22 protein-coding genes are annotated in these 20,550 nt (G+C 70.4%); 9 read left to right on the top strand and 13 right to left on the bottom strand.

Annotation, left to right across the window (positions count from 1 at the left end):
• The first annotated feature begins 1 nt into the window (after nucleotide 1).
• The 4 genes from ABZX11_RS30865 (at nucleotide 2) to ABZX11_RS30850 (ending at nucleotide 2,863) form a co-directional block, all read left to right on the top strand.
• Entirely contained in the window at nucleotides 2–601 is a 600-nt protein-coding gene (locus ABZX11_RS30865; RefSeq protein WP_354919491.1) for a chorismate mutase, read from the top strand.
• 249 nt (nucleotides 602–850) lie between these two features.
• The gene (locus ABZX11_RS30860; protein WP_354919488.1) at nucleotides 851–1,312 is read left to right on the top strand and encodes a low molecular weight protein-tyrosine-phosphatase; all 462 of its coding nucleotides are present in this window, start codon (nucleotides 851–853) and stop codon (nucleotides 1,310–1,312) included.
• A 49-nt stretch (nucleotides 1,313–1,361) separates the two neighbouring features.
• Nucleotides 1,362–2,195 (top strand): SURF1 family cytochrome oxidase biogenesis protein, encoded by an 834-nt coding sequence (locus ABZX11_RS30855; RefSeq protein ID WP_354919485.1) that lies wholly within the window; start codon nucleotides 1,362–1,364, stop codon nucleotides 2,193–2,195.
• A gap of 50 nt (nucleotides 2,196–2,245) precedes the next feature.
• Nucleotides 2,246–2,863, top strand: a complete 618-nt coding sequence (locus ABZX11_RS30850; protein WP_354919482.1) for an FMN-binding negative transcriptional regulator — start codon at nucleotides 2,246–2,248, stop codon at nucleotides 2,861–2,863.
• Nucleotides 2,864–2,886: 23 nt separating this feature from the next.
• Here ABZX11_RS30850 and ABZX11_RS30845 read toward each other — a convergent pair whose 3' ends face one another.
• The 3 genes from ABZX11_RS30845 to ABZX11_RS30835 all read right to left on the bottom strand — a co-directional run bounded on the left by ABZX11_RS30845 (nucleotide 2,887) and on the right by ABZX11_RS30835 (nucleotide 5,002).
• A complete protein-coding gene (locus ABZX11_RS30845; protein ID WP_354919479.1) occupies nucleotides 2,887–3,135 on the bottom strand; it encodes a hypothetical protein in 249 nt (82 codons plus the stop codon).
• A gap of 159 nt (nucleotides 3,136–3,294) precedes the next feature.
• A complete protein-coding gene (locus ABZX11_RS30840; RefSeq protein ID WP_354919476.1) occupies nucleotides 3,295–4,179 on the bottom strand; it encodes a cobalamin biosynthesis protein in 885 nt (294 codons plus the stop codon).
• Between the two features lie 133 nt (nucleotides 4,180–4,312).
• Nucleotides 4,313–5,002 carry an FCD domain-containing protein gene (locus ABZX11_RS30835; RefSeq protein WP_176172883.1) on the bottom strand — a complete coding sequence of 230 codons (690 nt, stop codon included), beginning with the start codon at nucleotides 5,000–5,002 and terminating at the stop codon, nucleotides 4,313–4,315.
• 102 nt (nucleotides 5,003–5,104) lie between these two features.
• Between ABZX11_RS30835 and ABZX11_RS30830 the strand changes: the two genes are divergently transcribed.
• The 4 genes from ABZX11_RS30830 to ABZX11_RS30815 all read left to right on the top strand — a co-directional run bounded on the left by ABZX11_RS30830 (nucleotide 5,105) and on the right by ABZX11_RS30815 (nucleotide 7,886).
• The gene (locus ABZX11_RS30830) at nucleotides 5,105–5,602 is read left to right on the top strand and encodes a gluconokinase (protein ID WP_176172884.1); all 498 of its coding nucleotides are present in this window, start codon (nucleotides 5,105–5,107) and stop codon (nucleotides 5,600–5,602) included.
• The gene (locus ABZX11_RS30825) at nucleotides 5,599–6,966 is read left to right on the top strand and encodes a gluconate:H+ symporter (RefSeq protein WP_354919471.1); all 1,368 of its coding nucleotides are present in this window, start codon (nucleotides 5,599–5,601) and stop codon (nucleotides 6,964–6,966) included. Before ABZX11_RS30830 ends, ABZX11_RS30825 begins: the two co-directional genes overlap by 4 nt.
• 87 nt (nucleotides 6,967–7,053) lie before the next feature.
• Entirely contained in the window at nucleotides 7,054–7,377 is a 324-nt protein-coding gene (locus ABZX11_RS30820; RefSeq protein ID WP_003092533.1) for a metalloregulator ArsR/SmtB family transcription factor, read from the top strand.
• Nucleotides 7,374–7,886 carry an SRPBCC domain-containing protein gene (locus ABZX11_RS30815; RefSeq protein WP_176172887.1) on the top strand — a complete coding sequence of 171 codons (513 nt, stop codon included), beginning with the start codon at nucleotides 7,374–7,376 and terminating at the stop codon, nucleotides 7,884–7,886. The genes ABZX11_RS30820 and ABZX11_RS30815 overlap by 4 nt, the downstream gene beginning before the upstream one ends.
• Nucleotides 7,887–7,941: 55 nt before the next feature.
• Here ABZX11_RS30815 and ABZX11_RS30810 read toward each other — a convergent pair whose 3' ends face one another.
• From ABZX11_RS30810 to ABZX11_RS30785, 6 genes are all read right to left on the bottom strand, one after another.
• Nucleotides 7,942–8,946 carry a BadF/BadG/BcrA/BcrD ATPase family protein gene (locus tag ABZX11_RS30810; RefSeq protein ID WP_354919467.1) on the bottom strand — a complete coding sequence of 335 codons (1,005 nt, stop codon included), beginning with the start codon at nucleotides 8,944–8,946 and terminating at the stop codon, nucleotides 7,942–7,944.
• On the bottom strand, nucleotides 8,943–10,208 hold the full coding sequence (locus tag ABZX11_RS30805; RefSeq protein WP_354919464.1) for a 6-phospho-beta-glucosidase: 1,266 nt from the start codon (nucleotides 10,206–10,208) through the stop codon (nucleotides 8,943–8,945). The genes ABZX11_RS30810 and ABZX11_RS30805 overlap by 4 nt, the downstream gene beginning before the upstream one ends.
• Nucleotides 10,205–11,095, bottom strand: a complete 891-nt coding sequence (locus ABZX11_RS30800; protein WP_354919461.1) for a carbohydrate ABC transporter permease — start codon at nucleotides 11,093–11,095, stop codon at nucleotides 10,205–10,207. Before ABZX11_RS30800 ends, ABZX11_RS30805 begins: the two co-directional genes overlap by 4 nt.
• A 70-nt stretch (nucleotides 11,096–11,165) precedes the next feature.
• Nucleotides 11,166–12,155 carry a sugar ABC transporter permease gene (locus ABZX11_RS30795; protein ID WP_176172891.1) on the bottom strand — a complete coding sequence of 330 codons (990 nt, stop codon included), beginning with the start codon at nucleotides 12,153–12,155 and terminating at the stop codon, nucleotides 11,166–11,168.
• Nucleotides 12,152–13,510, bottom strand: a complete 1,359-nt coding sequence (locus ABZX11_RS30790) for an extracellular solute-binding protein (protein WP_176172892.1) — start codon at nucleotides 13,508–13,510, stop codon at nucleotides 12,152–12,154. Before ABZX11_RS30790 ends, ABZX11_RS30795 begins: the two co-directional genes overlap by 4 nt.
• 23 nt (nucleotides 13,511–13,533) lie before the next feature.
• A complete protein-coding gene (locus ABZX11_RS30785; RefSeq protein WP_176177931.1) occupies nucleotides 13,534–14,733 on the bottom strand; it encodes an ROK family transcriptional regulator in 1,200 nt (399 codons plus the stop codon).
• Between the two features lie 302 nt (nucleotides 14,734–15,035).
• Between ABZX11_RS30785 and ABZX11_RS30780 the strand changes: the two genes are divergently transcribed.
• Complete coding sequence (locus tag ABZX11_RS30780) at nucleotides 15,036–15,452, top strand: hypothetical protein (protein ID WP_354919457.1); 417 nt, start codon at nucleotides 15,036–15,038, stop codon at nucleotides 15,450–15,452.
• A gap of 66 nt (nucleotides 15,453–15,518) precedes the next feature.
• Here the strand turns inward: ABZX11_RS30780 and ABZX11_RS30775 are convergent, their stop codons facing one another.
• From ABZX11_RS30775 to ABZX11_RS30760, 4 genes are all read right to left on the bottom strand, one after another.
• The gene (locus tag ABZX11_RS30775; RefSeq protein WP_354919454.1) at nucleotides 15,519–16,634 is read right to left on the bottom strand and encodes a hypothetical protein; all 1,116 of its coding nucleotides are present in this window, start codon (nucleotides 16,632–16,634) and stop codon (nucleotides 15,519–15,521) included.
• A gap of 219 nt (nucleotides 16,635–16,853) precedes the next feature.
• Nucleotides 16,854–17,873, bottom strand: a complete 1,020-nt coding sequence (nudC, locus tag ABZX11_RS30770) for an NAD(+) diphosphatase (RefSeq protein ID WP_354919451.1) — start codon at nucleotides 17,871–17,873, stop codon at nucleotides 16,854–16,856.
• The gene (locus ABZX11_RS30765) at nucleotides 17,873–19,252 is read right to left on the bottom strand and encodes a pitrilysin family protein (protein WP_354919448.1); all 1,380 of its coding nucleotides are present in this window, start codon (nucleotides 19,250–19,252) and stop codon (nucleotides 17,873–17,875) included. Before ABZX11_RS30765 ends, nudC begins: the two co-directional genes overlap by 1 nt.
• On the bottom strand, nucleotides 19,249–20,541 hold the full coding sequence (locus ABZX11_RS30760; RefSeq protein ID WP_176172895.1) for a pitrilysin family protein: 1,293 nt from the start codon (nucleotides 20,539–20,541) through the stop codon (nucleotides 19,249–19,251). The genes ABZX11_RS30765 and ABZX11_RS30760 overlap by 4 nt, the downstream gene beginning before the upstream one ends.
• Nucleotides 20,542–20,550 lie beyond the last annotated feature (9 nt).

Here is a 20,550-nt window from a genome sequence, read left to right as displayed (position 1 = left end):
CATGCGCCTTCGGTCCTTGCTCGTCACGGTGACGGCGGTGCTCGCCGCTTCCGCGCTCTTCGCAGCCCCGGCTCCGGCGTCGGAGTCGCCGGTGGAATCGTCGGTCGGATCGTCGGTGGAATCGTCACTGTGGCGGCTCACGGACCTGGCGGCGCAGCGCGTCGCGATCGCCGACCAGGTGGCGGCGGCGAAGTACGGCACGCCGTCGCCGATCGACGACCCGGTGCGGGAGCAGCAGATCTACGACTCGGTGGCGTCGCGGGCGCCCGGCCTCGGCCTCGACCCGGCGGACGCGGTCCGGTTCTTCCGCGCCCAGATCGAGGCGAACAAGCTGGTGCAGCGCGGCCTGTACGCCCGTTGGGACGCGCACCCGGCGGAGGCGCCGACGACCCGCCCGGACCTCGGGCAGATCCGCCCGGTCATCGACGGGCTCAACACGGGCCTGCTCACCGAGCTGGCGGCGACGGTACCGGCGCGGGCGGCGCGCTCGTGCCCGGTCCGGCAGCTGGTGACGGCGGCCGTCGTGGACGGCTTCCACCGGTTCGACACCCTGCACGCGCGCGCTCTGGGCGAAGCGACGTCGGCGACCTGTTCGGCTTAGGGGCGCCCCGGCGGCTGCGAGCCGCCGCGGCGCCCGGGTGGGTCAGTTGCAGTTGCCGCAGCAGCCGCAGCCCTGACCGGTGCACTTCGAGCAGCACCCGTGCATGATCGCTCTCCTTCCGGTTCGCGTCCTCGCCCGATCGACGCTAAGTGGGCGCCGCGGGGCGCGGATACCGCCGAGCGGGCGGGTGACCGGGTGAACCCGGTGGTTACGCAGGGGGCCGTGGCGGGCGGTCGTTACGCTCGGGACGTGACGCACATCGTCTTCGTCTGCTCCGGCAACATCTGCCGCTCCCCGATGGCCGAGCTGGTGTTCCGGGCCAAGCTCGCCGACGCCGGTCTCGCCGACGCCGTCCGCGTCAGCAGCGCCGGCACCGGCCCCTGGCACGCCGGGGAGCCCGCCGACAAGCGGGCCCGCGCGACGCTGAAGGCACACGGCTACCCCACCGCGCACGTCGCGTCCGAGGTGTCCGACGAAGACCTCGCCGCCGACCTGCTGCTCGCCGCGGACGAAGGCCACCTCGAGTTCCTGCGGTCGCGGGTCGGCGACCCGGCGAAGGTGCGGCTGGTGCGGTCGTTCGACCCGTCGGCGCCCGAAGGTGCCGAGGTCCCGGACCCCTACTACGGCGGCGACGACGGCTTCGAAGACGTCCTCGGCATGGTCGAGCGCGCGGTGCCCGGTTTGCTGGATTGGGTGCGTTCGCGGAGCTAGACGTCACAGCCCGCGACGGACGGCGAGCGGCACGGGCTACCGTGGTGGGGTGCGGTTGCGGTTCCTCCTCCGGCCCGGGTGGCTGGCGCTGACGGCGGTGGTCTTCACCTTCGCCGTCTGCTGCTTCACGCTGCTCTCGCCGTGGCAGTTCAGCCGCAACGCCGAGCGCGAGCAGCAGAACGCCGCGCTGGAGACGTCGTTCACCGCCGCGCCGGTGCCGCTCGCGCAGCTGCTGCCGCCGGGGACCGCGCCCGGTCAGCGCACCGAATGGCACCTCGTCTCGATCACCGGCCAGTACCTGCCGGACAAGGAGGTCGTCGCGCGGCTGCGGACGGTCCAGGGCGAGGGCGCGTTCGAGGTGCTCACGCCGATGCGGACCACCGACGGCACCATCGTGCTGGTCGACCGCGGCTACGTCCGGCTGGACAGCAAGTCGGCCGCGCTGCCGTTCGCCCCGCCGCCGCCCGGGACGGTCACGGTGACGGCACGGGTGCGCGCCGACGAGACGGACCCGAAGAACCGCGACGCGTTCGCCGACGCGTCGACCGGCGGGCGGCTGCAGAGCTACGTCGTCGACTCCCGGGTAGTGGGGCGCGCGGGCGGGCTCGACATCCGGCCGGGGTACTTCCAGCTCGATGTCGGCCAGCCCGGGGTGCTCGGCGCGCTGCCGCTGCCGCAGACGGACTCGGGGCCGTTCCTGTCGTACGCGCTGCAGTGGATCGCCTTCGGCGCGATGGCGCTGCTCGGCTGGCTGTACTTCACGGTCCGCGAGCTGAAGCCGGGCGGGGCGCTGGACGCGTCCTCGGCAGCTCCTTCGCGGCGGAAGTCGGTCGCGGAGATCCTCGCCGAGGACGAACTCGCCGAAAGTGGCCATCAGAAGTAGGCCGGAAATGGCCCTCTGGCGAGGCCACTTGGCTGCTGGATACTCGGGCCATGCTGATCCACCCGTGGGACGCGGCCACCGCCGACGAGTGGCGGGCGTGGCTGTCCGGGCACGACTTCGGCCAGCTGATCGCCGGCGGCCGCGGCCGTGACCTGCCGGTGGTGACGCCGGCGCACTTCGCCTTCGACGGCGACCGCACGATCGTCACGCACCTGGCCCGGCCGAACCCGATCTGGCCGCTGCTGGAGGAGCACCCGCGGGCGCTGCTGACGGTGGTCGGCGACTACACGTACGTCCGGGCGGACTGGAACGCGAGCGGGGATCCGGCGTTCGGCGTGCCGACGTCGTACTACGCGACGGTGCAGTTCGAGGGGGACGTCCGGCTGGTCGACGACGCGGCGGAGAAGGCGGCGCTGCTGGACCGGCAGCTGCGGCACTTCGAGCCCGACGGTTCGCGGGCGCCGGTGAGCGCGGCGGCGGAGTTCCCGGACCGGCGGCTGCTGCCGGGGATCCGGGGCATCGAATTCACGGTGACCGCGGTGCGGGCGAAGTTCAAGTTCGGCGGGAACCGGACGGCGGAGGAGCGGGAGCGGATCGGGGTCCGGCTGGCCGAGCGCGACGGGCCGCTGGACGCGGAAGCGCTGGCGCAGCTGCGCCGCCGCGGCTGAGGAACCGGCCGCGGCGTGCGCTGTCAGCCGCCGCAGCCCGGGACCGGCAGCACGTCCAGGAAGCCGTGGATGGTCTCGCCGGTGGTGTGGTCCAGCGCGTCGGCGGTCATGTGCTGGGTGACGCCGGGCTGGTTGGCCGTCGGGTGCTGCTCCCGGATGCCCGTGGTCGTCGAGACGTCGTCGCCGGTGAAGAAGACCTTGCCGTTGTCGGCGAAGGTGATGCTCCAGGTCTGGCCGGCGACGTTCGTGTGGATCTCGAACTCCTCCCCCACGACGAACGACCCGCCGGGGCCGTCGTCGTCGTGCTTGGACTTCAGCGTGAACGACGTGCCCAGGCTGCCGAAGCCGTCCTGCTCGTAGGTGGGGCCGCAGCGCCGCTCCAGTTCGGCGAAGCGTTGCCTACGCTGGTCGATACGGGGAGGGGTTACACGTCAGCCGCGCCGGAAGCCGGTCAGCACGGCCACCACCATCGAGGTCGCGCCCGCCAGCCAGCCGACCACGCGGGACAGCTCCACCGCGCGCGTCACGTGTCCTGCGTCCGGGTTGCGGCCCACGCCCAGCACCGGCAGCTCGAGGATCCCGTGCGGGTACACCGTCCGCCCGCCGACCCGGATCTCCAGTGCGCCCGCGAAGGCCGCCTCGACGCGGCCCGCGTTCGGGCTCGGGTGGGCGATCGTGTCGCGCCGCCAGGCCCGCCAGGCGCCGCCCGCCGAGCCGCCGACCACCGGGGCCGCCAGCACCGTCAACGCCGCCGCCACGCGGGTCGGCACCAGGTGGACCAGCTCGTCCGCGCGGTCCACCGCCCAGTGACCGCGGCGGCCGACCCGCGCCCGGCGCAGCAGGCTCACCGCCCGCGCTCCCAGCAGCCCCGGCACACCCGCCAGCGCGCCCCACACCAGCGGGGCCACCACCGCGTCGGACGTGTTCTCCGCGAGCGTCTCCACCGAGGCGCGGGACAGCGCGATCGCGCCGAGGCCGTCCGCCACCCGGGGGTCCAGTTCGGACAGGGTCGCCCTGGCCGGCTCGAACCGGCATTCCTCGAGGTCGCGGGCCAGTTCCGTGCCCTGCTGGGCCAGGCCGGCCGCGCCGAGGACCGCCCAGGTCGTCACCGCCGTCGCCGTGGCCTGCAGCAGCGGACGGCCCCGGCTCGCCCGCTCCAGCAGCGCGCCGCCGGCCACGGCGGCCGCCGTGACCAGGGCACCCGAGCGGGGCGGGAGCCGGCGGAACGCCGTCACGGGGAGCCGACGGCGGGCGTCGCCGAGGGCGCCGTCGGCCGCCACACCCAACACCAGTCCGATCGCGCGCGCCGCGCTCACCCGTGCCCCCCGGCCGCAGAAAACTCCAGTACCCGAGGAGGCTACTCGCCCCGGGAAGCCGCCTCGCCGCGCGTCCGGAAGTGCCCTCTTCAGGGCTCCTGACCAGGGCGCACCCGGACGACGAAACCCCCGCTCAACCCCCGCTGACCAGCGCGGCAATCTCCTCCCGCGCCTGGACGACGATGTCCCGCATCGCCCGCTCCGCCCGGTCCGCGGCCCCGGCCGCCACCGCCGCGGCCACCTCCGCGTGCAGCGCCACCGCCTCCGGCTGCGGCTCCGGCGGCATCAGCCCGTGCCCGGTCCGGCCGGTGAGCACCTCCGCCACGATCTCCGACAGCTGCCCGAACATCGGGTTCCGCGACGCCGTCAGCAGCTGGTCGTGAAAAGCGATGTCGAACCCGAGGAACGCCGAAAGGTCACGCGCCCGGGCCGTGCGCGCGAGCCGCTCCGCCAGCGCACCCAGGCGCCCACGCTCCTCCGGCGTCGCGCGCAGGGCCGCGTACCGCGCCGCGCACGGCTCGATCGCCGACCGCAGCTCGTTCAGCGTCGCCAAGGCCGCCGGGCGGGCCTGGCCGTCGAGCTGCCAGCGGATCAGCCGCGGGTCGTAGTGGTTCCACTCCGCCTGCTCCCGGACGATCACCCCGACCCGGCGCTTGCTGCTGGTCAGCCGCATCGTCTCCAGCACGCGGACGACTTCGCGCGCCACCGTCCGCGAAGCGCCGAAACGCTCCTGCAGCTCTTCGGAGCGCAACACCGTGCCCGGCGTCAGCGCGCCGTTCGCGATCTCCGCGCCCAGCGCGTCCAGGACTTCTTCGTGCTTCACCCGGCCAACCTAACCGTCTGATTCGATTAAGTAGTACTTCATCTTGAATAAGTAGTACTTTTGAGTTTGACTCACCTGGGCACAACGAAGTGGGAGGTGCGGATGACCGTCATCGTGGTGATGGGGGTGTCAGGCTCCGGGAAGACGACGATCGGCACGGCGCTCGCCGAGGCCCTCGGCGTCGAGTACGCCGAAGCGGACACATTCCACCCGAAGGCCAACATCGACAAGATGACCGCCGGTACGCCGCTGACGGACGAAGACCGCGCGCCCTGGCTCGAAGCCATCGCGGGCTGGATCCGCGCGCACCAGGACACCGGCGGCGTGGTGACGTCGTCCGCGCTCAAGCGGCGGTACCGGGACGTCCTGCGCGGCGGCGGTGACGTCTGGTTCGCCCACCTCAGCGGCGACCGGGCCCAGCTGGCCGAGCGGATGAAGACCCGGAAGGGTCACTTCATGCCGGTGTCGCTGCTGGATTCGCAGCTCGCCGACCTCGAACCCCTCGAGCCGGACGAGTCCGGCGTCGTCCTCGACAACACCAGCGGAACTCCGGAAGAGATCACCGAAGCCGCCTTGACCGCTTTCCGGGAGCACGCGTGAACGCCGTCCTCGCCGCCGGCTGGACCGGCCACGACACCCGCCTGATCATCGCGACCGTCGTCGCGATCGCCGTCATCGTCGTGCTGATCACGAAGGTGAAGCTGCACCCGTTCCTGTCACTGGTCCTCGGCTCGCTCGCGCTCGGGCTGGCCGCCGGGATGCCGGTCGACAAGCTGCTCAAGAGCTTCACGACCGGCGTCGGCAGCACGGTCGCGTCCGTCGGCATCCTGATCGCCCTCGGCGCGATGCTCGGCAAGCTGCTCGCCGACTCCGGCGGCGCCGACCAGATCGTCGACACCGTGCTCGGCAAGGCCCGCGGCGCTGCGCTGCCGTGGGCGATGGCACTGGTCGCCGCCCTGATCGGGCTGCCGATGTTCTTCGAGATCGGGCTCGTCATGCTGATCCCGGTGGTGCTGCTCGCGGTCAAGCGCACCGGGAAGCCGTTGATGCTGCTGGGAATTCCGGCCGTTGCCGGCCTTTCCGTGCTGCACGGCCTGGTGCCGCCGCACCCCGGCCCGCTCGCCGCGGCGGGCGCGCTGAACGCGAACGTCGGCGTCACGCTGGCGTTCGGCCTGCTCGTCGGCATCCCGACGCTGGTCATCGCGGGCCCGCTGTTCGCCCGCGTGGCGGCCCGGCTGGTCCCGGACGCGGCGCCGCCGGAGCGGCTGATCCCGGAGCGCGCGGACACGGACAAGCCGCGGCCGAGCTTCGCCGCGACGCTCACGACGGTGCTGCTGCCGGTCGTGCTCATGCTGGCGAAAGCGCTCTCGGACATCCTGCTGGCCAAGGACAGCCAGGCCCGCCGCGTACTGGACTTCGTCGGCGACCCGCTGATCGCGCTGCTGGCGGCGGTGCTGGTGGGGATGGTACTGCTGGGCCGCCCGGCCGGCCTCGACCGCGCCCGGCTGTCCACTGTGGTCGGTGACTCGCTCGGCCCGATCGCGGGGATCATCCTGATCGTCGGCGCGGGCGGCGGCTTCAAGCAGACCCTGGTCGACGCGGGCGTCGGCGACGTCATCACGGGGCTGGCCAAGGACGCGAACCTCTCACCGCTGCTGCTCGGCTGGCTGGTCGCGGTGGCGATCCGCCTGGCCACCGGCTCGGCCACGGTGGCCACGGTCTCGGCGGCGGGCATCGTGGCCCCACTGGCGGCGACGATGGACCCGTCGCACAGCGCGCTGCTGGTGCTGGCGATCGGCGCCGGGTCGCTGTTCTTCTCGCACGTCAACGACGCCGGGTTCTGGCTGGTCAAGGAGTACTTCGGGTTGTCGGTGGGCCAGACGCTGAAGAGCTGGTCGGTGATGGAGACGCTGATCTCCGTGGTGGCGATCGCGCTGATCCTGCCGCTGTCGCTGATCGTCTAGCCGCGCCACGAAGGCCGTCACCCGGTGCGGGTGGCGGCCTTCTTCGCACGTTGACATGTGACCTTTTGGTCACCTATTCTCGCTCACGTGCCCGACGACGACCTGGTGTTCAAGGCGCTGGCGGATCCGACCCGCCGGTTCCTGCTCGACCTGCTCTTCGAGCGTGACGGCCGCACGCTCACCGAGCTGGAGACCCAGGTGGAGATGACCCGCTTCGGCGTCATGAAACACCTGAAACTCCTCGAGGAGGCCGGGCTCGTCGTCGCCAGGAAGGAAGGCCGGGAGAAGCGGCACTTCCTCAACCCCGTCCCGATCCGCCAGATCCACGACCGGTGGATCGACAAGTACACCGAGCGCCACGTCACCGCGCTCCTCGACCTCAAGAACGAGCTGGAAGGCGAAGAACCATGACCGACACCGTGCAGGTCTACCGCGTCTACATCAAGGCGTCGCCGGAGCGCATCTGGGACGCCATCACGAAGCCCGAGTGGACGGCGAAGTACGGCTACACCGGGCTCGTCGACTTCGACCTGCGCCCGGGCGGCAAGCACCGCACGCGCCCGACGCAGGCGTTCATCGACGCCGGGATGACCGGCGATCTCGTCGACGGCGAGGTACTGGAAGTGGACCCGCCGCGGAAACTCGTGCTCACCTGGAAGCTGCTGATGGCGCCCGGGGACGTGAGCGAGGAGCCCTACACGAAGCTCACCTACGAGATCGAGGAGTCCAAGACCGCCGGGACCCGGCTGACCGTGACCCACGACGTCACCGGCGCGCCCACGATCGCCGGGATGGTCAGCGGTTCCTTCGAGCGGCTCGACGCGCCGCCGAACGAGAACGCCGGCGGTGGCTGGGCCTGGATCCTCTCCGACCTCAAGACGCTGCTGGAGACCGGCGACACCATCGTCCCGGCGCCGTAAGGGGGTCTGGCGGAGCCCGTCCCGCGCCGCTTCGGGACGGGCTCCGCCAGGGTCTTCAGACGCGCTGGGTGGCCGCCTTCAAAGCCGCCTTCGCGGCTTCCGGAGCGCCCAGCTCGTCGAGTCCGAACAACGCCGCGCCCACCACGGGGTTCACGTCGACGACGCGGACCACCGCTTTCGGGGCGACCTTCAGGCACCGCTTCTCGATCTCCGCGATCACCGGCGCGCCGATCCCGGTCAGCACGCCGCCGCCGAGGACGATCTCCGGGGCGCCCTCGGTCAGGTCCAGCTCGCGCAGGATCACCGCCGCGAACACGCTGACCTCTTCGACGAACCGCGTCACGATGTCCTGCGCGACCTCGTCCCCGGCCGCCGCGACTTCGAACAGCAGCGGGCAGAGGCCGTGGATCGACGCCGGGTCGATCTCCTCGAAGTGCAGGCCCTGCACCACGTCCAGCAGCGTCGGCTTGCCGAAGTAGGCCGCCACCGCGGGCATCAGCGCGGTTCGCGGGCCGCGGCCGTCCTCGGCGCGCACGGCCCACCACAGCGCTTCCTCGCCGAGCCGGTAACCGCCGCCCCAGTCGCCGGAGATCTTGCCCAGCGCGGGAAAGCGGTGGACGCGGCCGTCGGGGCCGACGCCGGCGCCGTTGATCCCGGCGCCGCAGACGACCGCGACACCCACCCCCGCGCTGCCCGCCCGGAGCAGCGCGAGGGTGTCGTTGCCGACCGTCAGGGTGTCGCTCCACCCGCGCGCCGAGAGCGCCGCGTGCAGCGCCTCCTCCTCGCGCGGGAAGTCCAGCCCGGCCAGGTACGCGGAAGTGTGCACCGCGAACGGCTTCTCCCCGAAATCGGGGTACGCGGCCAGCACCAGGCCCTCCAGCGCCGTGACGCAGGCCGCGACGCCGATGTTCTGCGGCGAAGCGCCGGGGCCTCTCGACTTGCCCAGCACCACGCCGTCTTCCGAGATCACCAGGACCTCGGTCTTGCTGTTTCCGCCGTCGATCGCGATGACTGCCGCCGACGTACTTTTCCCCGCGGAGGCGCAATCAGACACGCTCATCCGCGGGCCCAGGGCAGGTACTCGCGGTTGATCTGGACCAGTGAATCGGCGAGCGTGTCGGCCTTCGTGTACTGGCCGACCAGCGGGTGCGCCAGCAGCGCGTCGGCCACGCGGTCGCGGCCACCCTTCAGCGCTGCCTCCAAAGCCAGGAACTCGTACGCCGTCGTCGCCGAGATCAGGCCTGAGAACTGCGGCTCGACCACCGGTTGCGGAATCGGCGTCGCACCCTTCGAGTCCACAATGGACCGCGCCTCGATGACGGCGTCGTCCGGCAGGAAGGGGAACGTGCCGTCGTTGCGGACGTTCACCACGTGCTCCTCGGCCGGGCCGCCCGCGGTCAGCGCGTGCACCAGCTGCACGGCGGCCTCCGAGTAGTACGCCCCGCCGCGCTTCTCCAGGGACTCCGGCTTCGTGTTCTGCTCCGGGTCGAGGTAGATCTTCAGCAGCTCTTCCTCGACGTCGGACACGACGTCCGCGCGCGGCCGCTCCGTGCGCTGCTTGGTGACCTGCTCGTCGTGCGCGTAGAAGTACTTCAGGTAGTACGACGGCACGACGTTCATCCGCCGCAACCACTTCTCGGGCACGCTGACCTCGTTGGACAGGTACTCCAGGTGCTCATCGAGGAGCTCGGGCAGCCGGTCGACGCCGTCCACCAGAGCGCCGCGCTCCCAGCTCAGGTGGTTGAGCCCGGTGTGGACGAGCTTGACGTCGTCCGCGCCGACCCCGAGCAGCTTGCCGAACTGGCGCTGCAGGTTGATGGCGACGTTGCAGAGCCCGACCGCGCGGTGCCCCTCGTTGAGCAGCGCCCGCGTGACGATGCCGACCGGGTTGGTGAAGTTGACGATCCACGTGTCGTCGCCGGCGATCTTGCGGACGCGGTCGGCGATGTCGAGCACCACCGGGACCGTGCGCAGCGCCTTCGCCAGCCCGCCCGCGCCGGTCGTCTCCTGGCCGACGCAGCCGCAGACGTGCGGGAACGTCTCGTCCGAGCGCCGCGCCCGCTGCCCGCCGACGCGCAGCTGGATCAGCACCGCGGAAGCGCCGTCGACGCCCTCTTCCAGCGACTGCGTCGTCCGCACCCGCGCCGGGTGGCCGGCGTGGTCAAGGATCCGCTGGCTGAACCCGCCGACCGCCTCGACGCGGTAGGCGTCCGGGTCGACCAGCACGATCTCGTCGACGTCCAAAGTCGACCGGCGGCCGGCGATCCCGTCGATCAGCTCCGGCGTGTAGGTGGACCCGCCACCGACGACTGCCAGCTTCATCCCTTGACCCCCGTGAATGTGATGCCCTTGACGAACGACTTCTGCGCGAACACGAACAGCACGATCACCGGCGCCATGATCAGCGCGGTCGCCGCCATCGTCATGTTCCACTCCACGTGGTGCATGCCGCGGAAGGACGCGATGGCCAGCGAAAGCGGCCAGTGGTCCTGGTTCTCGCCGGTGTAGAGCAGCGGCCCGAAGTAGTCGTTCCAGGTGAACAGGAAGCAGAACATGGCGGTGGCCGCGATCCCGGGTTTGGCCATCGGGATCAGCACGCGGTACATCGCCTGGAACTCGTTGCAGCCATCGATCTTCGCCGCTTCGAGGTAGTCCTTCGGAATCGTCAGGAAGAACTGCCGGAGCAGGAAGATCGAGAACGCGTCGAAGAAGAAGTACGGCACGATCAGCGGCACCAGCGTGCCGGTGAGGCCCAGCCGGACCCACAGGTCGTACAGCGGCACGACGGTGACCTGCGGCGGCAGCAGCATCGCCGCCACGGTCAGCATGAAGAACAGGTTCTGCCCGCGCCACTTGAGCTTCGACAGCGCGTACGCGGCCGGGATCGCCGAAAGCAGCGCGCCGACCGTGGCCAGCGCCGAATACAGCAGGCTGTTGCCGAAGTATTCGAGCAGCGGCGCCTTCTGGAACACCTTGACGAAGTTCTCGAAGTGCCATTCGGTCGGCCACAGGCTCGCCGTCATCGCCTGGTCGCTCTTCATCACCGCGGTGAGGAAGACGAACAGCAGCGGCAGCATGAAGATCACGCCGAGCGCGATGCCGACCGAATGCAGCGCGATGAACGACAGCCGCTTGTCCCAGTTCCGCTTGAACCGCACCTTCGGCGGTACGCCCGCCGCCTTCTGCGGCGCTTCGGCCAGTGCGGTCATGCCCCCACTCCATTCATGCGGGACACCCGCACCCGGTCGGGGTCATGAACAGGCTGTCGCGAGGGTATGTTCATGCCCCCTCCTCCTGGTGCTGGGACTTCCTGAGCTGCCGCACGAGGATCCACGTGAAGCCCGAGCTCACGATGAACAACAGGACGGCCATCGCGGCCGCGTAGCCCATGTTGAAGTAGCGGAAACCCTGGACGTACAGCCAAATCGGGTAGGTCAGCGTCGAGTTCTGCGGTGCCCCGATGAGCTTCGAGTTGCCGGCGACGTCCGCGGTGCCCGCGCTCGCCGAGGCCGCCACGATCGCCTGGGTGAAGAACTGCAGGGCGTAGATGATCGAGTTGACCACGCCGAACAGCAGCACCGGCGAGATCGACGGCAGCGTGACGTGCCAGAACCGGCGGACCGGTCCGGCGCCGTCCAGCTCGGCGGCTTCGTACTGCTCGGCCGGGACGTCCAGCAGCGCGGCCAGGATGATGATCATCAGCTCGCCGGAGCCCCACAGCGCCAGCAGTGTCAGCGCGGGCTTGGACATGGCCGGGCTGTTGAACCAGAGGCCGCCGTCGATGCCGACGAGCCGCAGGAACCGGTTGACCGGGCCGAACTCCGGGTTGAACACGAAGACGAACGCCAGCGTGGCCGCCGCGGGCGGGGCGAGGGTCGGCAGGTAGCAGAGCGTCCGGACCAGGCCGACGCCCGACTTCAGCCGCGAAATCACCGACGCGATGCCGAGGGAGAACACCACGCGGCAGACCGTCAGCACGACCACCAGCCACAGCGTGTTGTACGCGGCCGTGCCCACCAGCGGCTCGCTGGTGAACATCCGGACGTAGTTGTCGAAGCCGATGAACTGCGGCGGGTTGATCAGGTCGTAGCGGGTGAAGGAGTAGTAGACCGTGGCGATCAGCGGGTAGCCGAAGAAGATGAGGAACCCGAGGAACGCCGGGGCCATGAAGAACAGCACGGTCCGGCGGCGCTTGGCCCGGCGGGCCCCCGCCCGCACCTTGGCCGGTGCGGACGGGGAACCGTCGGTCTTGGCGACGAGCGTGGTCATCCGCCCGCGCCCTTCTGCTTCAGCTCGTCGTTGATCTGCGCGTCGACCTTCTGCAGGCCCGCGGTCAGATCGGGGATCGAGCCGGCCTGCCACTTCTCGGCGAAGTCGTTGACCGCCTTGAGGTGCGCGTCACCGATCGGCGTGGTCTGGTTCGAGACGAGCTTGCCGCTGTCGTACATGTCGAGGAACGTCTTGAACTGCGGCTGCAGGTCGAGGCGCGGCGACGTCAGCGAGGCCTTCGTGCTGGGCACGTTCTTCAGGCCGTTGGCCATGTCCACCAGGGTGTCGGTGTCCAGCGTGACCTGCTTGATCAGCTCCCACGCGGCGCCGGGGTTCTTGGCGCCCTTGGGGATGGCGATGATCGTGCCGGTGGTGAAGGCACTTCCGTACTTGTCCGCCATGGTGGTGAGCACCGGGGCGGGCGCGGTGGCGTAGTTCAGGGTCGGCGCCTGGTCCTTGATGAACGCGGTGCGGAACTCACCGTCGTAGATCATCGCCAGCTTGCCCTTCTGGAAGCCGTTGTCGGCGGAGTACTCGTCCCCGAGACCGGCCTTGAACTTCTCGACCTTGTCGTGGCCGCCGAGCGCGTCGATCAGCTTCTGCTGGAACTCGAACATCGCCTTCCAGCCGGGGTTGGTGGCGAGGTCCGACTTGCCGTCCGGGCCGAGGAACGGCGCGCCGAAGTTCGGCGCCCAGTACTGGGCCTGGTTGGCGTAGAACGGCATCGACGGCAGGAAGCCGGCGACCTTGATCGAGCCGTCCGCGTTGTACTCGGTCAGCTTTTTGGCGTCCTCGAGCAGCTCGTCCGTGGTCTTCGGCGGCGAGGTGACCCCCTTCGCCGCGAACATGTCCTTGTTGTAGTAGAAGCCGTAGACGTCGGCGAGCATCGGCATCGCGCACCGCTTGCCCTGGTACTCGGTGTAGTTGCGGACCGCTTCGGGGATTTGGTTCAGGTCGATCTTGTCGCGGTCGATGTAGGGCTTGAGGTCCTGGAAGCTGCCGGTGGAGCACCAGGCACCCAGGTTGTCGGTGTAGAAGGAGATGGCGACGTCCGGTGGATTGCCGCCGCGGATCGACTGGGTGAGCTTGTCGTCGTCCTGGTTGCCCTCGTGCTTGATCTCGATGTTCGGGTACTTCGCCTTGAGCTTGTTCAGGCCTGCGGTGACCACGCCGTACTCGCGGTCGGTGAACTTGGAGTACACGGTGATCGTGAGCTTGTCGTCCTTGCCGGGCGCGGCGGCCGTGTCACCCCCGCTCGGGGCGGCGGCGCCGGAACAGGCGCTGGTCAGCAGGACGGACGCCGCGGCGGCGGCCACCAGCAAGGCGCCACGGCGGGTCCGGGTGGTCGGGGGCATGGCCCTCCTCCTCATCGGTTGGGCTACTGGAGTCGTGAACGGGTGCTGTCGCCCTCGGGCCGGCGCGACCCGAGGAGCGTGGGGGTGACGACGCCGAAGACGTCCTCACGGGTGGTGGCGAGCGCCGACTGCAGCGCGCCCGCGCGAACGGCGTTGCCCTGCACGGAAGCGCAGCCGACGGGCGTGCGCGGCAGGACGAGTTCGTGCAGCTTCTCCTGCACGAGCGCGGCGAACTCTTCGCCGCCGGCCCGGCTGGTGTCGCCGCAGAGGAGCACGAGCTGGGGGTCGGCGACGGCGACGAGGTTGGCGACGCCCCCGGCGACCCTTCTGGCGAGATCGTCGAGGAAGGGGTGGCCTTTCCCGGCTTTCTCCACTGCTTCCCAGGCGGTTCCGGCCTCGATGCCGTGCGCGGCGGCGAGCCGGCAGATGGCGGGCGAGTCGACCAGGTTGCCGAACCGGGCGCCGGCCTCGGGCCAGACGTCCCCGGTGTCCACGGTGGCCGGATCGGGGACCCGCATCCAGTCGATCTCGCCGCCACCGCCGGTGGCGCCGCGCAGGAGCCGCCGCCCGATGACGACGGCACCGCCGACGCCTTCGGACAGCCAGACCATGACGAAGTCGTCGACGTCCTGCGCCATCCCGACGGTCATCTCTTCGACGGCGACCAGGTTGACGTCGTTTTCGATGAGGACGTCGACGCCGAGCTCGTCGCTGAGCTTCTGCGGGACGTCGAAGCCCAGCCAGCCGGGGATGTGCGGGGCGGAGGAGAGCAGGCCGGTGCGCGGATCGAACGCCCCCTGCGCGCCGATCACCACGTGGGCCAGGTCTTCCCTCCGGATGCCGGCTTCTTCGGCGACCCTCTGGAGTGCTTCGCCGAAGGTCCCGACGACGTCGGCACCGGCGTGCACGGGCAGCGGGGTCCGGTACTCGGCGAGCACGACCCCGGCGACATCGGCCACGACGAAATCGGCCAGATGAGGCGTGAGATCGACGGCGGCGACGAAGGCGAGGCCGCCGTTGGCCGCCCAGAGCTGGGCCCGAGGCCCCCGGCCGCCGCCCCGCACGCCGGCCTTCGTGACGAGGTTGTCCTGCTCGAGCCGGGTGAGCAGCTGGGCGGTGGCGGGCTTGGAGAGCCCGATGGCGAGCTCGAGTTCGGCCCGCGTGAGCGGCCCCTCCCGCAGGAGGACCTCGATGGCGGCGCGATCGTTGATCTCGCGCAGCATCCGCGGGCTACCGGCTCGCACTCGTCCCTCCGGACTTAATTAGGATACTTTACAGACGGTTTCCGGGGACTGTAGTGAGCCGGGGCACAGCCGTCAACGGTCTGGTGAAACGGCCAGGTAACGGCTTGCGGGCGTTGGGCCAGGTGGACGGTGCACCGGTGAACGAGTTGCGCCGGTCGGCGCGCGGTTGGTCAGCGGATTTCGGGTTGCGGCTGTGGGGATGCTGGTCTTCGTGGCGCCTGCCGCACGCCTTCGCGGTCGGCTGCCCCCGCACCCGGCTATCGTCAGAAAGGATTCGAGGAGTGTCCGAAGACGACCAGCAGCTCTGCCGGCGCTGCGGCTTACCCGTGCGGATGCCCCGGGACAACTACGACATCTTCGAACAGATGCACTTCGTGTGCTTCCACTACGCGTTCAAACACCGTTTCGGCGTACCGGACAATGACCCCGACCAGGACTGCGGCCTGCTGAACTGCCCGTCCGCCCCGGCCGCCCGGCACCTGGACCAGCTGGTGGCCGCCGTGAACGGGCTGGCCGCGGACTGCGCGGACGGGGTGCCCGCCTTCTGGGCGAACGACACGCTCCCGCGCTACCTCGAAGCATTGGCCGCATGGCTGAACGACCACGGCGGCGACCACACGATCGGGGGCGCCGAGCCCCGGTGGAGCGGCTGGGAGGTCGTCGCGGACGCGATGCGAGCCGCGACGACCTACGAGTAGCGCCGAAGGCCGCCGAGACGGGCGGCCTTCAGCAGTTCACTCCTCCGCGTCCGCACGCTTCGAGCTTCATTCATCCGGAGGATGCTTCGGCGGTGCCACTTCGCTGCGGCCAACCCCCTCGCGGCTGCCAGGCACTTCCGGTCTTGCCACCCCGTCCGCCCACTGCTTGAACTGGGTCGCCAGCCACTGTTTCGTTTCGCCCGAGATGTAGTCGCGCGCATCTCGCAGGAGCGGATCAACGGCGTGCTCCTGCACTTCCCGGTGGTTGTTCGGTGCGGGGCAGATGAAGATCGCGATGATACGAAGGTTCCTCAGCAGTTCTTCATTGCTGAGGAGAGCGAACAACGGCGAGTGGGCGATGGTGGCAGCTTTGAACGCCGACCACGCCTTGTCCACGACCATGCCCACGACTCGCTCGGTCAGTTCTGACCGCTTCTTCTGCTTACTGGATCTGCAGATGGCTTCGGTGATGACTTCCTTGGCCTTGTCCGGGACCTTCTCGATCACCTTGCCGAACGCCTCGAGAGCCTGCGCGAATCCGATGAACAGGTCGCACCAGGCGTGGTGGGCCATCTGGAGGCAAAGCGCTTTGACTTCCTCCGGACTGCCGTCGAGTTCCTCGAGCACTTCCTGCCAGATGTCCTTCGCCATTGCCCGGGCGAAGGTGGCGACCTGCTCGACCTCGTCCGGCCGATCCGAGTCGGGCTCGTGAGCAACCGGCGCACCCTCGGCTCCGGCGGCCAAGCCGACGGGTTCGGCGGCAGCTGCCCGTTCACCGGCTTGCTCGGCCGTAGCCAGCCGGCCGGAGACCGCTTCCTGGGCTTCGGTCCGAGACTCGATACGAGGTACCGGAGCGGAATCGGGAGCGGAACCGGTGGCGCTCCGCGCGAGCCAGCCGGCGCAGTCGATCCGCACCAAGTCGATGGTCATTTCCTTGGGGTGGATCTTCGTCTTCGTCTTCGTCTTCGTCTTCGTCTTCGGCTTCGCCCCGTACTTCGTCGACCACCAACCCTTCAGCAGGTCAATGATCGAATCGCGTTTCTCCGCGCGCACCGTCTCCGGTTCGCGTGCGATCTCGACCCAGTTGCTCCAGCCGTGCAGTGTGCCACTGCAGTTGCCGCATTTGCAGCCGGGCCTTGTCGCCTTCTCGCAGTTCTCGGGATGCTTTCTGGTCGCTGCCATCGGGTGACCCCTCGCTCGACAACCCTCCGCTGTCGATCTTCCGAGCGGGTTCGCGCGGGCAACACCGCCACGCTGGTAGTCCAGTGGTCACCAATTGTGAGGAACTTCGGTCTCACAAATCCCGGTCGCCACTACAGCCGCAGGAGTGGCCAGTTGGCGGCAGCAATCGGGTGAAACCGGTGGTGAGGGCAAGCGGTAACGCCTGCCCTCACCCGTAAATCACTCCTCCGCGTCCGCCCAGGCCTTCAGCATCACGCGGGCGATCGACGAGTTCCCCGGCAGGATGATCTCCGCCGCCCCGTCTGCGATCGGCGTCGGCCGCGGCCCCGACCCCCGGTCCGCGCTGTTCTCGAACGCCGCGCGCACCTCAGCCCGCGACACCCACAACGCCTCTTCGATCTCTCCGTCCGCCGGCACCAACGGCAGCGATCGGTCCGCCCGGGCCGTGAACCCCAGCATGATCGACCTCGGGAACGGCCACGGCTGGCTCCCCAGGTACCGCACGTCGGACACCGCGGCACCGACCTCTTCGCGGATCTCCCGGACCACGCAGGCCTCCAGGGACTCCCCCGCCTCGACGAAACCCGCCAGGACCGAATACCGCCCCGCCGGCCAGATCGGCTGGCGGGCCAGCAGGACGTGCGAGCCGTTGGTTCCCTCGTACGAGTGCACCAGGCAGATCACCGCCGGGTCCGTGCGCGGGTACTCCTCGCGGCCGTCGTTCGTGCACCTGCTCGCCCAGCCGAACTGGATCAGCTCCGTCGGGCTTCCGCACCTCGTGCAGAACTTCGCCTGGCGGCGCCAGAAGCGCAACGCCTGCGCCGTCGTGAACAGGCCGGCCGACGTGTCGTCCAGGATGTCCCCGTAGCCGCGCAGCTCGACCCAGACCTCGCCGTCCGCTCGCGGGACCTCCTCGACGAAACCCCAGCTCCCGGCCATCTTCACGGTGTCGGCCGAGCCCGACGGTCCGCCCGGCAGTGACCAGTAGTCGACGTCCTGCCACTCGCCGAGGAACACCGCGTCTTCCGGGGGCGCCGAGCCGAAGTCGATCGCCTTGCGGAACGCCAGGGTCGACGCGCCCTCGGCCACCGGGGTGCGCCCGGCGTCGTCCAGGAGGACGACCCGGGCGTCAGGCCAGCGGGCGATCAGCCGCGAAGGGTTGGTGCGCAAGCCTTCCTGGCGGTCCACTGTGGACCGGGACAGGGTCGGCAGGGCACCGAGGGTGAACGGGACGGACATCAGGCCGGCTCGCCAACGACGACGTCGCCGAGCGCCAGGAGTTTGCGCTCCAGCACCGTCGCGTCGCCGACCACCACGCCCGTGAACCGCTTGGGCGCGAAGTACTTCAGCGCCGCCTCCGCCACGTCCTCAGCGGTCACCGCGGCCACGCGCGCCGGGTGCTCGTTCAGCCACTCCAGGCCCAGCCCGGTCGAGGCCAGCGCCAGCACCTGCCCGGCCAGCCCGGACTGCGACGACGTCGACGTCAGCAGCGAACCGATCGCGTACTGCCGCACCGACTCCAGCTCGTCGCCGGACGGCGGGACCTGGCCGAGGCGGCCCAGCTCGTAGCGGGTCTCCAGCAGCGCCGGGGCCGTCGCGTCGGTCGCGGTGTCCGCGTCGACGTTGACCACCGCCGTGCCGTCGGTGAACTCGAACCCGGAGTGCGCGGAGTAGGTGTACCCCTTGTTCTCGCGGATGTTCTCCACCAGCCGCGACGAGAAGTACCCGCCGTAGGCCAGGTTCGCCAGCTGCAGCGCCGCGTAGCCCGGGTCGGTGCGCGGGACCGTCTGCGCCGACAGCCGGATCTGCGACTGCACCGCACCCGCGCGCGGCACCAGCAGCACGCTCGGCCCGGTCAGGTCCGGCAGCGGCGGCAGCCGCACGGCGGAGCGGTCCGACGCCCAGCCGCCGAGCACCTTCTCCAGCTCCCCGATGACGCCGTCCGGGTCGAGGTCGCCGACCAGCACCATGACCGAGCCCCGCGGCAGCACCGACGCCTGGTGCAGCGCCCGGACCTGCTCGGGCGTCACGACCGCGACGTCTTCGGCCTTCGGGACCTCGCGCGTGGCCGGGTGGTCGCCGTAGCGGTGCTTCTGCAGCGCCTCCCGCGCGATCGTGCGCGGCTGCGTGCGCGAGACGGCGATCCGCTCGACCAGCCGCTCCTTCTCGCGCGCGATCTCCTCGTCGGCGTAGGTCGCCCCGGTGAGGACGTCGCCGAGGACGTCGAGGAACGTCGGCAGCTTGTCGGCCAGCGCGGACCCGGTGAGCACCAGGCGTTCCGGGTCGACACCGGCGCCGATGTCGCCGCCGATGAGCGCCAGTTCGGCGTCGATCTCGATGCGGTTGCGCCGCGCCGTGCCGGTCAGGATCGTCTCGGCGAGCACCTCGGCCGTGGCCGGGTGCAGGGCGTCGTCGCCCGCGAACGGGATCCACAGCCGGGCCTCGACCAGCGGCACGGTCGCCTTGCGCACGGCCAGCACGCGCAGGCCGTTCGCCAGCGTCGTGTCCACATGGGACAGGTCGGCGGCGGCCCGCTGCTCCCCGAGCGGCGGCAGCGGCCGCGGTCCCCGCGCGGTGCGGCCGATCTCCTCGGCGCTGCGGTGCGTTGCTGAAGTCACTGCTCGTTGTTCCCTTCCGAAGCGGGCTTGACCACCAGCACGGCGCGCGCGTCCGGGCGCAGCGCCTTCGCCGCCGCCGACACGGCCTCCGCGGTGACGGCGGACATCCGGTCCGCGAGCCGGTACACCAGCGACGCGTCGCCGTAGAGCAGTTCGAACGAGCCGAGGGCCAGGGTCCGCGACACCAGCCTGTCGTGCTCGGAGTGCAGGCTCGCCGTCCAGCGGGCGGTGACCTTGCGCAGCTCCTCCTCGCTCGGCGGGGTCTCGGCGAGCTTCTCCAGCTCGTCGTCCAGCGCGGCGAGCACGCGCTCGCGGGGCACCTCGTGCGGGTGGATCAGGGTGATGGTGAACGTGTCCGGGTCACGTGCCTCGAACGGGCCGAACAGCCCGGCGCCCGCCCCGATGTCGACGACCAGGGGCTCCTTGTGCACCAGCCGCTGCTGCAGGCGGGAGCCGTCGCCGTCGGTGAGCACGCCGGCCAGGACCAGGTAGGCCAGGTAGCTGTCGACATCGTTGATCGGGTCCGGCATCCGGTACCCGATGCCCAGCGCGGGCAGCGGGGCGTGCGCGTCCTCGACCTCGCCGCGCAGCTCGGTGGTCGGCAGCGGCTCGGCGAACGACGGCCGCTCCGGCGCCGGCCGGTGCGGGACGTCGCCGAAGTGCTCCTCGATCAGCTTCTTGGCGTTGTCCACCTCGAAGTCACCCGCCACCGTGAGCACGGCGTTCGCCGGCGAGTAGTAGGTGTCGAAGAACGCCGCGCAGTCGTCGACCGTGGCGCTTTCGAGGTCCTCGAAGCCGCCGTAGCCATTGTGGGCGTTGGGGAACGTCGAGTACAGCACCGGCGGCAGGGTGATCCACGGGAACCCGCCGTAGGGCCGGTTCAGCACGTTGAGCCGGATCTCCTCCTTGACGACGTCGATCTGGTTCGCCAGGTTCTCCGCGGTCAGCTTGGGCGCGCGCATGCGGTCGGCCTCGAGGAACAGCGCCCGCTCCAGCGCGGCGCTCGGGAGCACCTCGAAGTAGTCGGTGTAGTCCGGGTGGGTGGACCCGTTGAAGGTCCCGCCGCTGGACTGCACGTGCCGGAAGTGCGCGAGTTTCTCCAGGCTCTCCGAGCCCTGGAACATCAGGTGCTCGAAGAGGTGCGCGAAACCGGTGCGCCCCTCCGGCTCGGAGCGGAAACCCACGTCGTAGTGCACGCTGACGCCGACCACCGGCGCGGTCGCGTCGGGGGCGAGAACCACCCGCAGACCGTTGTCGAGGGTGTATCGGACGAGCTCGGGATCGGCCATGACCCCACC

The organism is Amycolatopsis sp. NPDC004169 (assembly GCF_040610315.1).
GTDB lineage: Bacteria > Actinomycetota > Actinomycetes > Mycobacteriales > Pseudonocardiaceae > Amycolatopsis.
This window is presented reverse-complemented; position numbering and strand designations above follow the sequence as displayed.

What these genes read in the sequence shown, in the direction of transcription:
- ABZX11_RS30865 (WP_354919491.1), top strand. Translation starts at nt 2, where the DNA reads ATGCGCCTTCGGTCCTTGCTCGTCACGGTGACGGCGGTGCTCGCCGCT.
- ABZX11_RS30850 (WP_354919482.1), top strand. Translation starts at nt 2,246, where the DNA reads ATGCTGATCCACCCGTGGGACGCGGCCACCGCCGACGAGTGGCGGGCG.
- ABZX11_RS30830 (WP_176172884.1), top strand. Translation starts at nt 5,105, where the DNA reads ATGACCGTCATCGTGGTGATGGGGGTGTCAGGCTCCGGGAAGACGACG.
- ABZX11_RS30815 (WP_176172887.1), top strand. Translation starts at nt 7,374, where the DNA reads ATGACCGACACCGTGCAGGTCTACCGCGTCTACATCAAGGCGTCGCCG.
- ABZX11_RS30810 (WP_354919467.1), bottom strand. Translation starts at nt 8,946, where the DNA reads ATGAGCGTGTCTGATTGCGCCTCCGCGGGGAAAAGTACGTCGGCGGCA.
- ABZX11_RS30805 (WP_354919464.1), bottom strand. Translation starts at nt 10,208, where the DNA reads ATGAAGCTGGCAGTCGTCGGTGGCGGGTCCACCTACACGCCGGAGCTG.
- ABZX11_RS30800 (WP_354919461.1), bottom strand. Translation starts at nt 11,095, where the DNA reads ATGACCGCACTGGCCGAAGCGCCGCAGAAGGCGGCGGGCGTACCGCCG.
- ABZX11_RS30795 (WP_176172891.1), bottom strand. Translation starts at nt 12,155, where the DNA reads ATGACCACGCTCGTCGCCAAGACCGACGGTTCCCCGTCCGCACCGGCC.
- ABZX11_RS30790 (WP_176172892.1), bottom strand. Translation starts at nt 13,510, where the DNA reads ATGCCCCCGACCACCCGGACCCGCCGTGGCGCCTTGCTGGTGGCCGCC.
- ABZX11_RS30785 (WP_176177931.1), bottom strand. Translation starts at nt 14,733, where the DNA reads ATGCTGCGCGAGATCAACGATCGCGCCGCCATCGAGGTCCTCCTGCGG.
- ABZX11_RS30775 (WP_354919454.1), bottom strand. Translation starts at nt 16,634, where the DNA reads ATGGCAGCGACCAGAAAGCATCCCGAGAACTGCGAGAAGGCGACAAGG.
- nudC (WP_354919451.1), bottom strand. Translation starts at nt 17,873, where the DNA reads ATGTCCGTCCCGTTCACCCTCGGTGCCCTGCCGACCCTGTCCCGGTCC.
- ABZX11_RS30760 (WP_176172895.1), bottom strand. Translation starts at nt 20,541, where the DNA reads ATGGCCGATCCCGAGCTCGTCCGATACACCCTCGACAACGGTCTGCGG.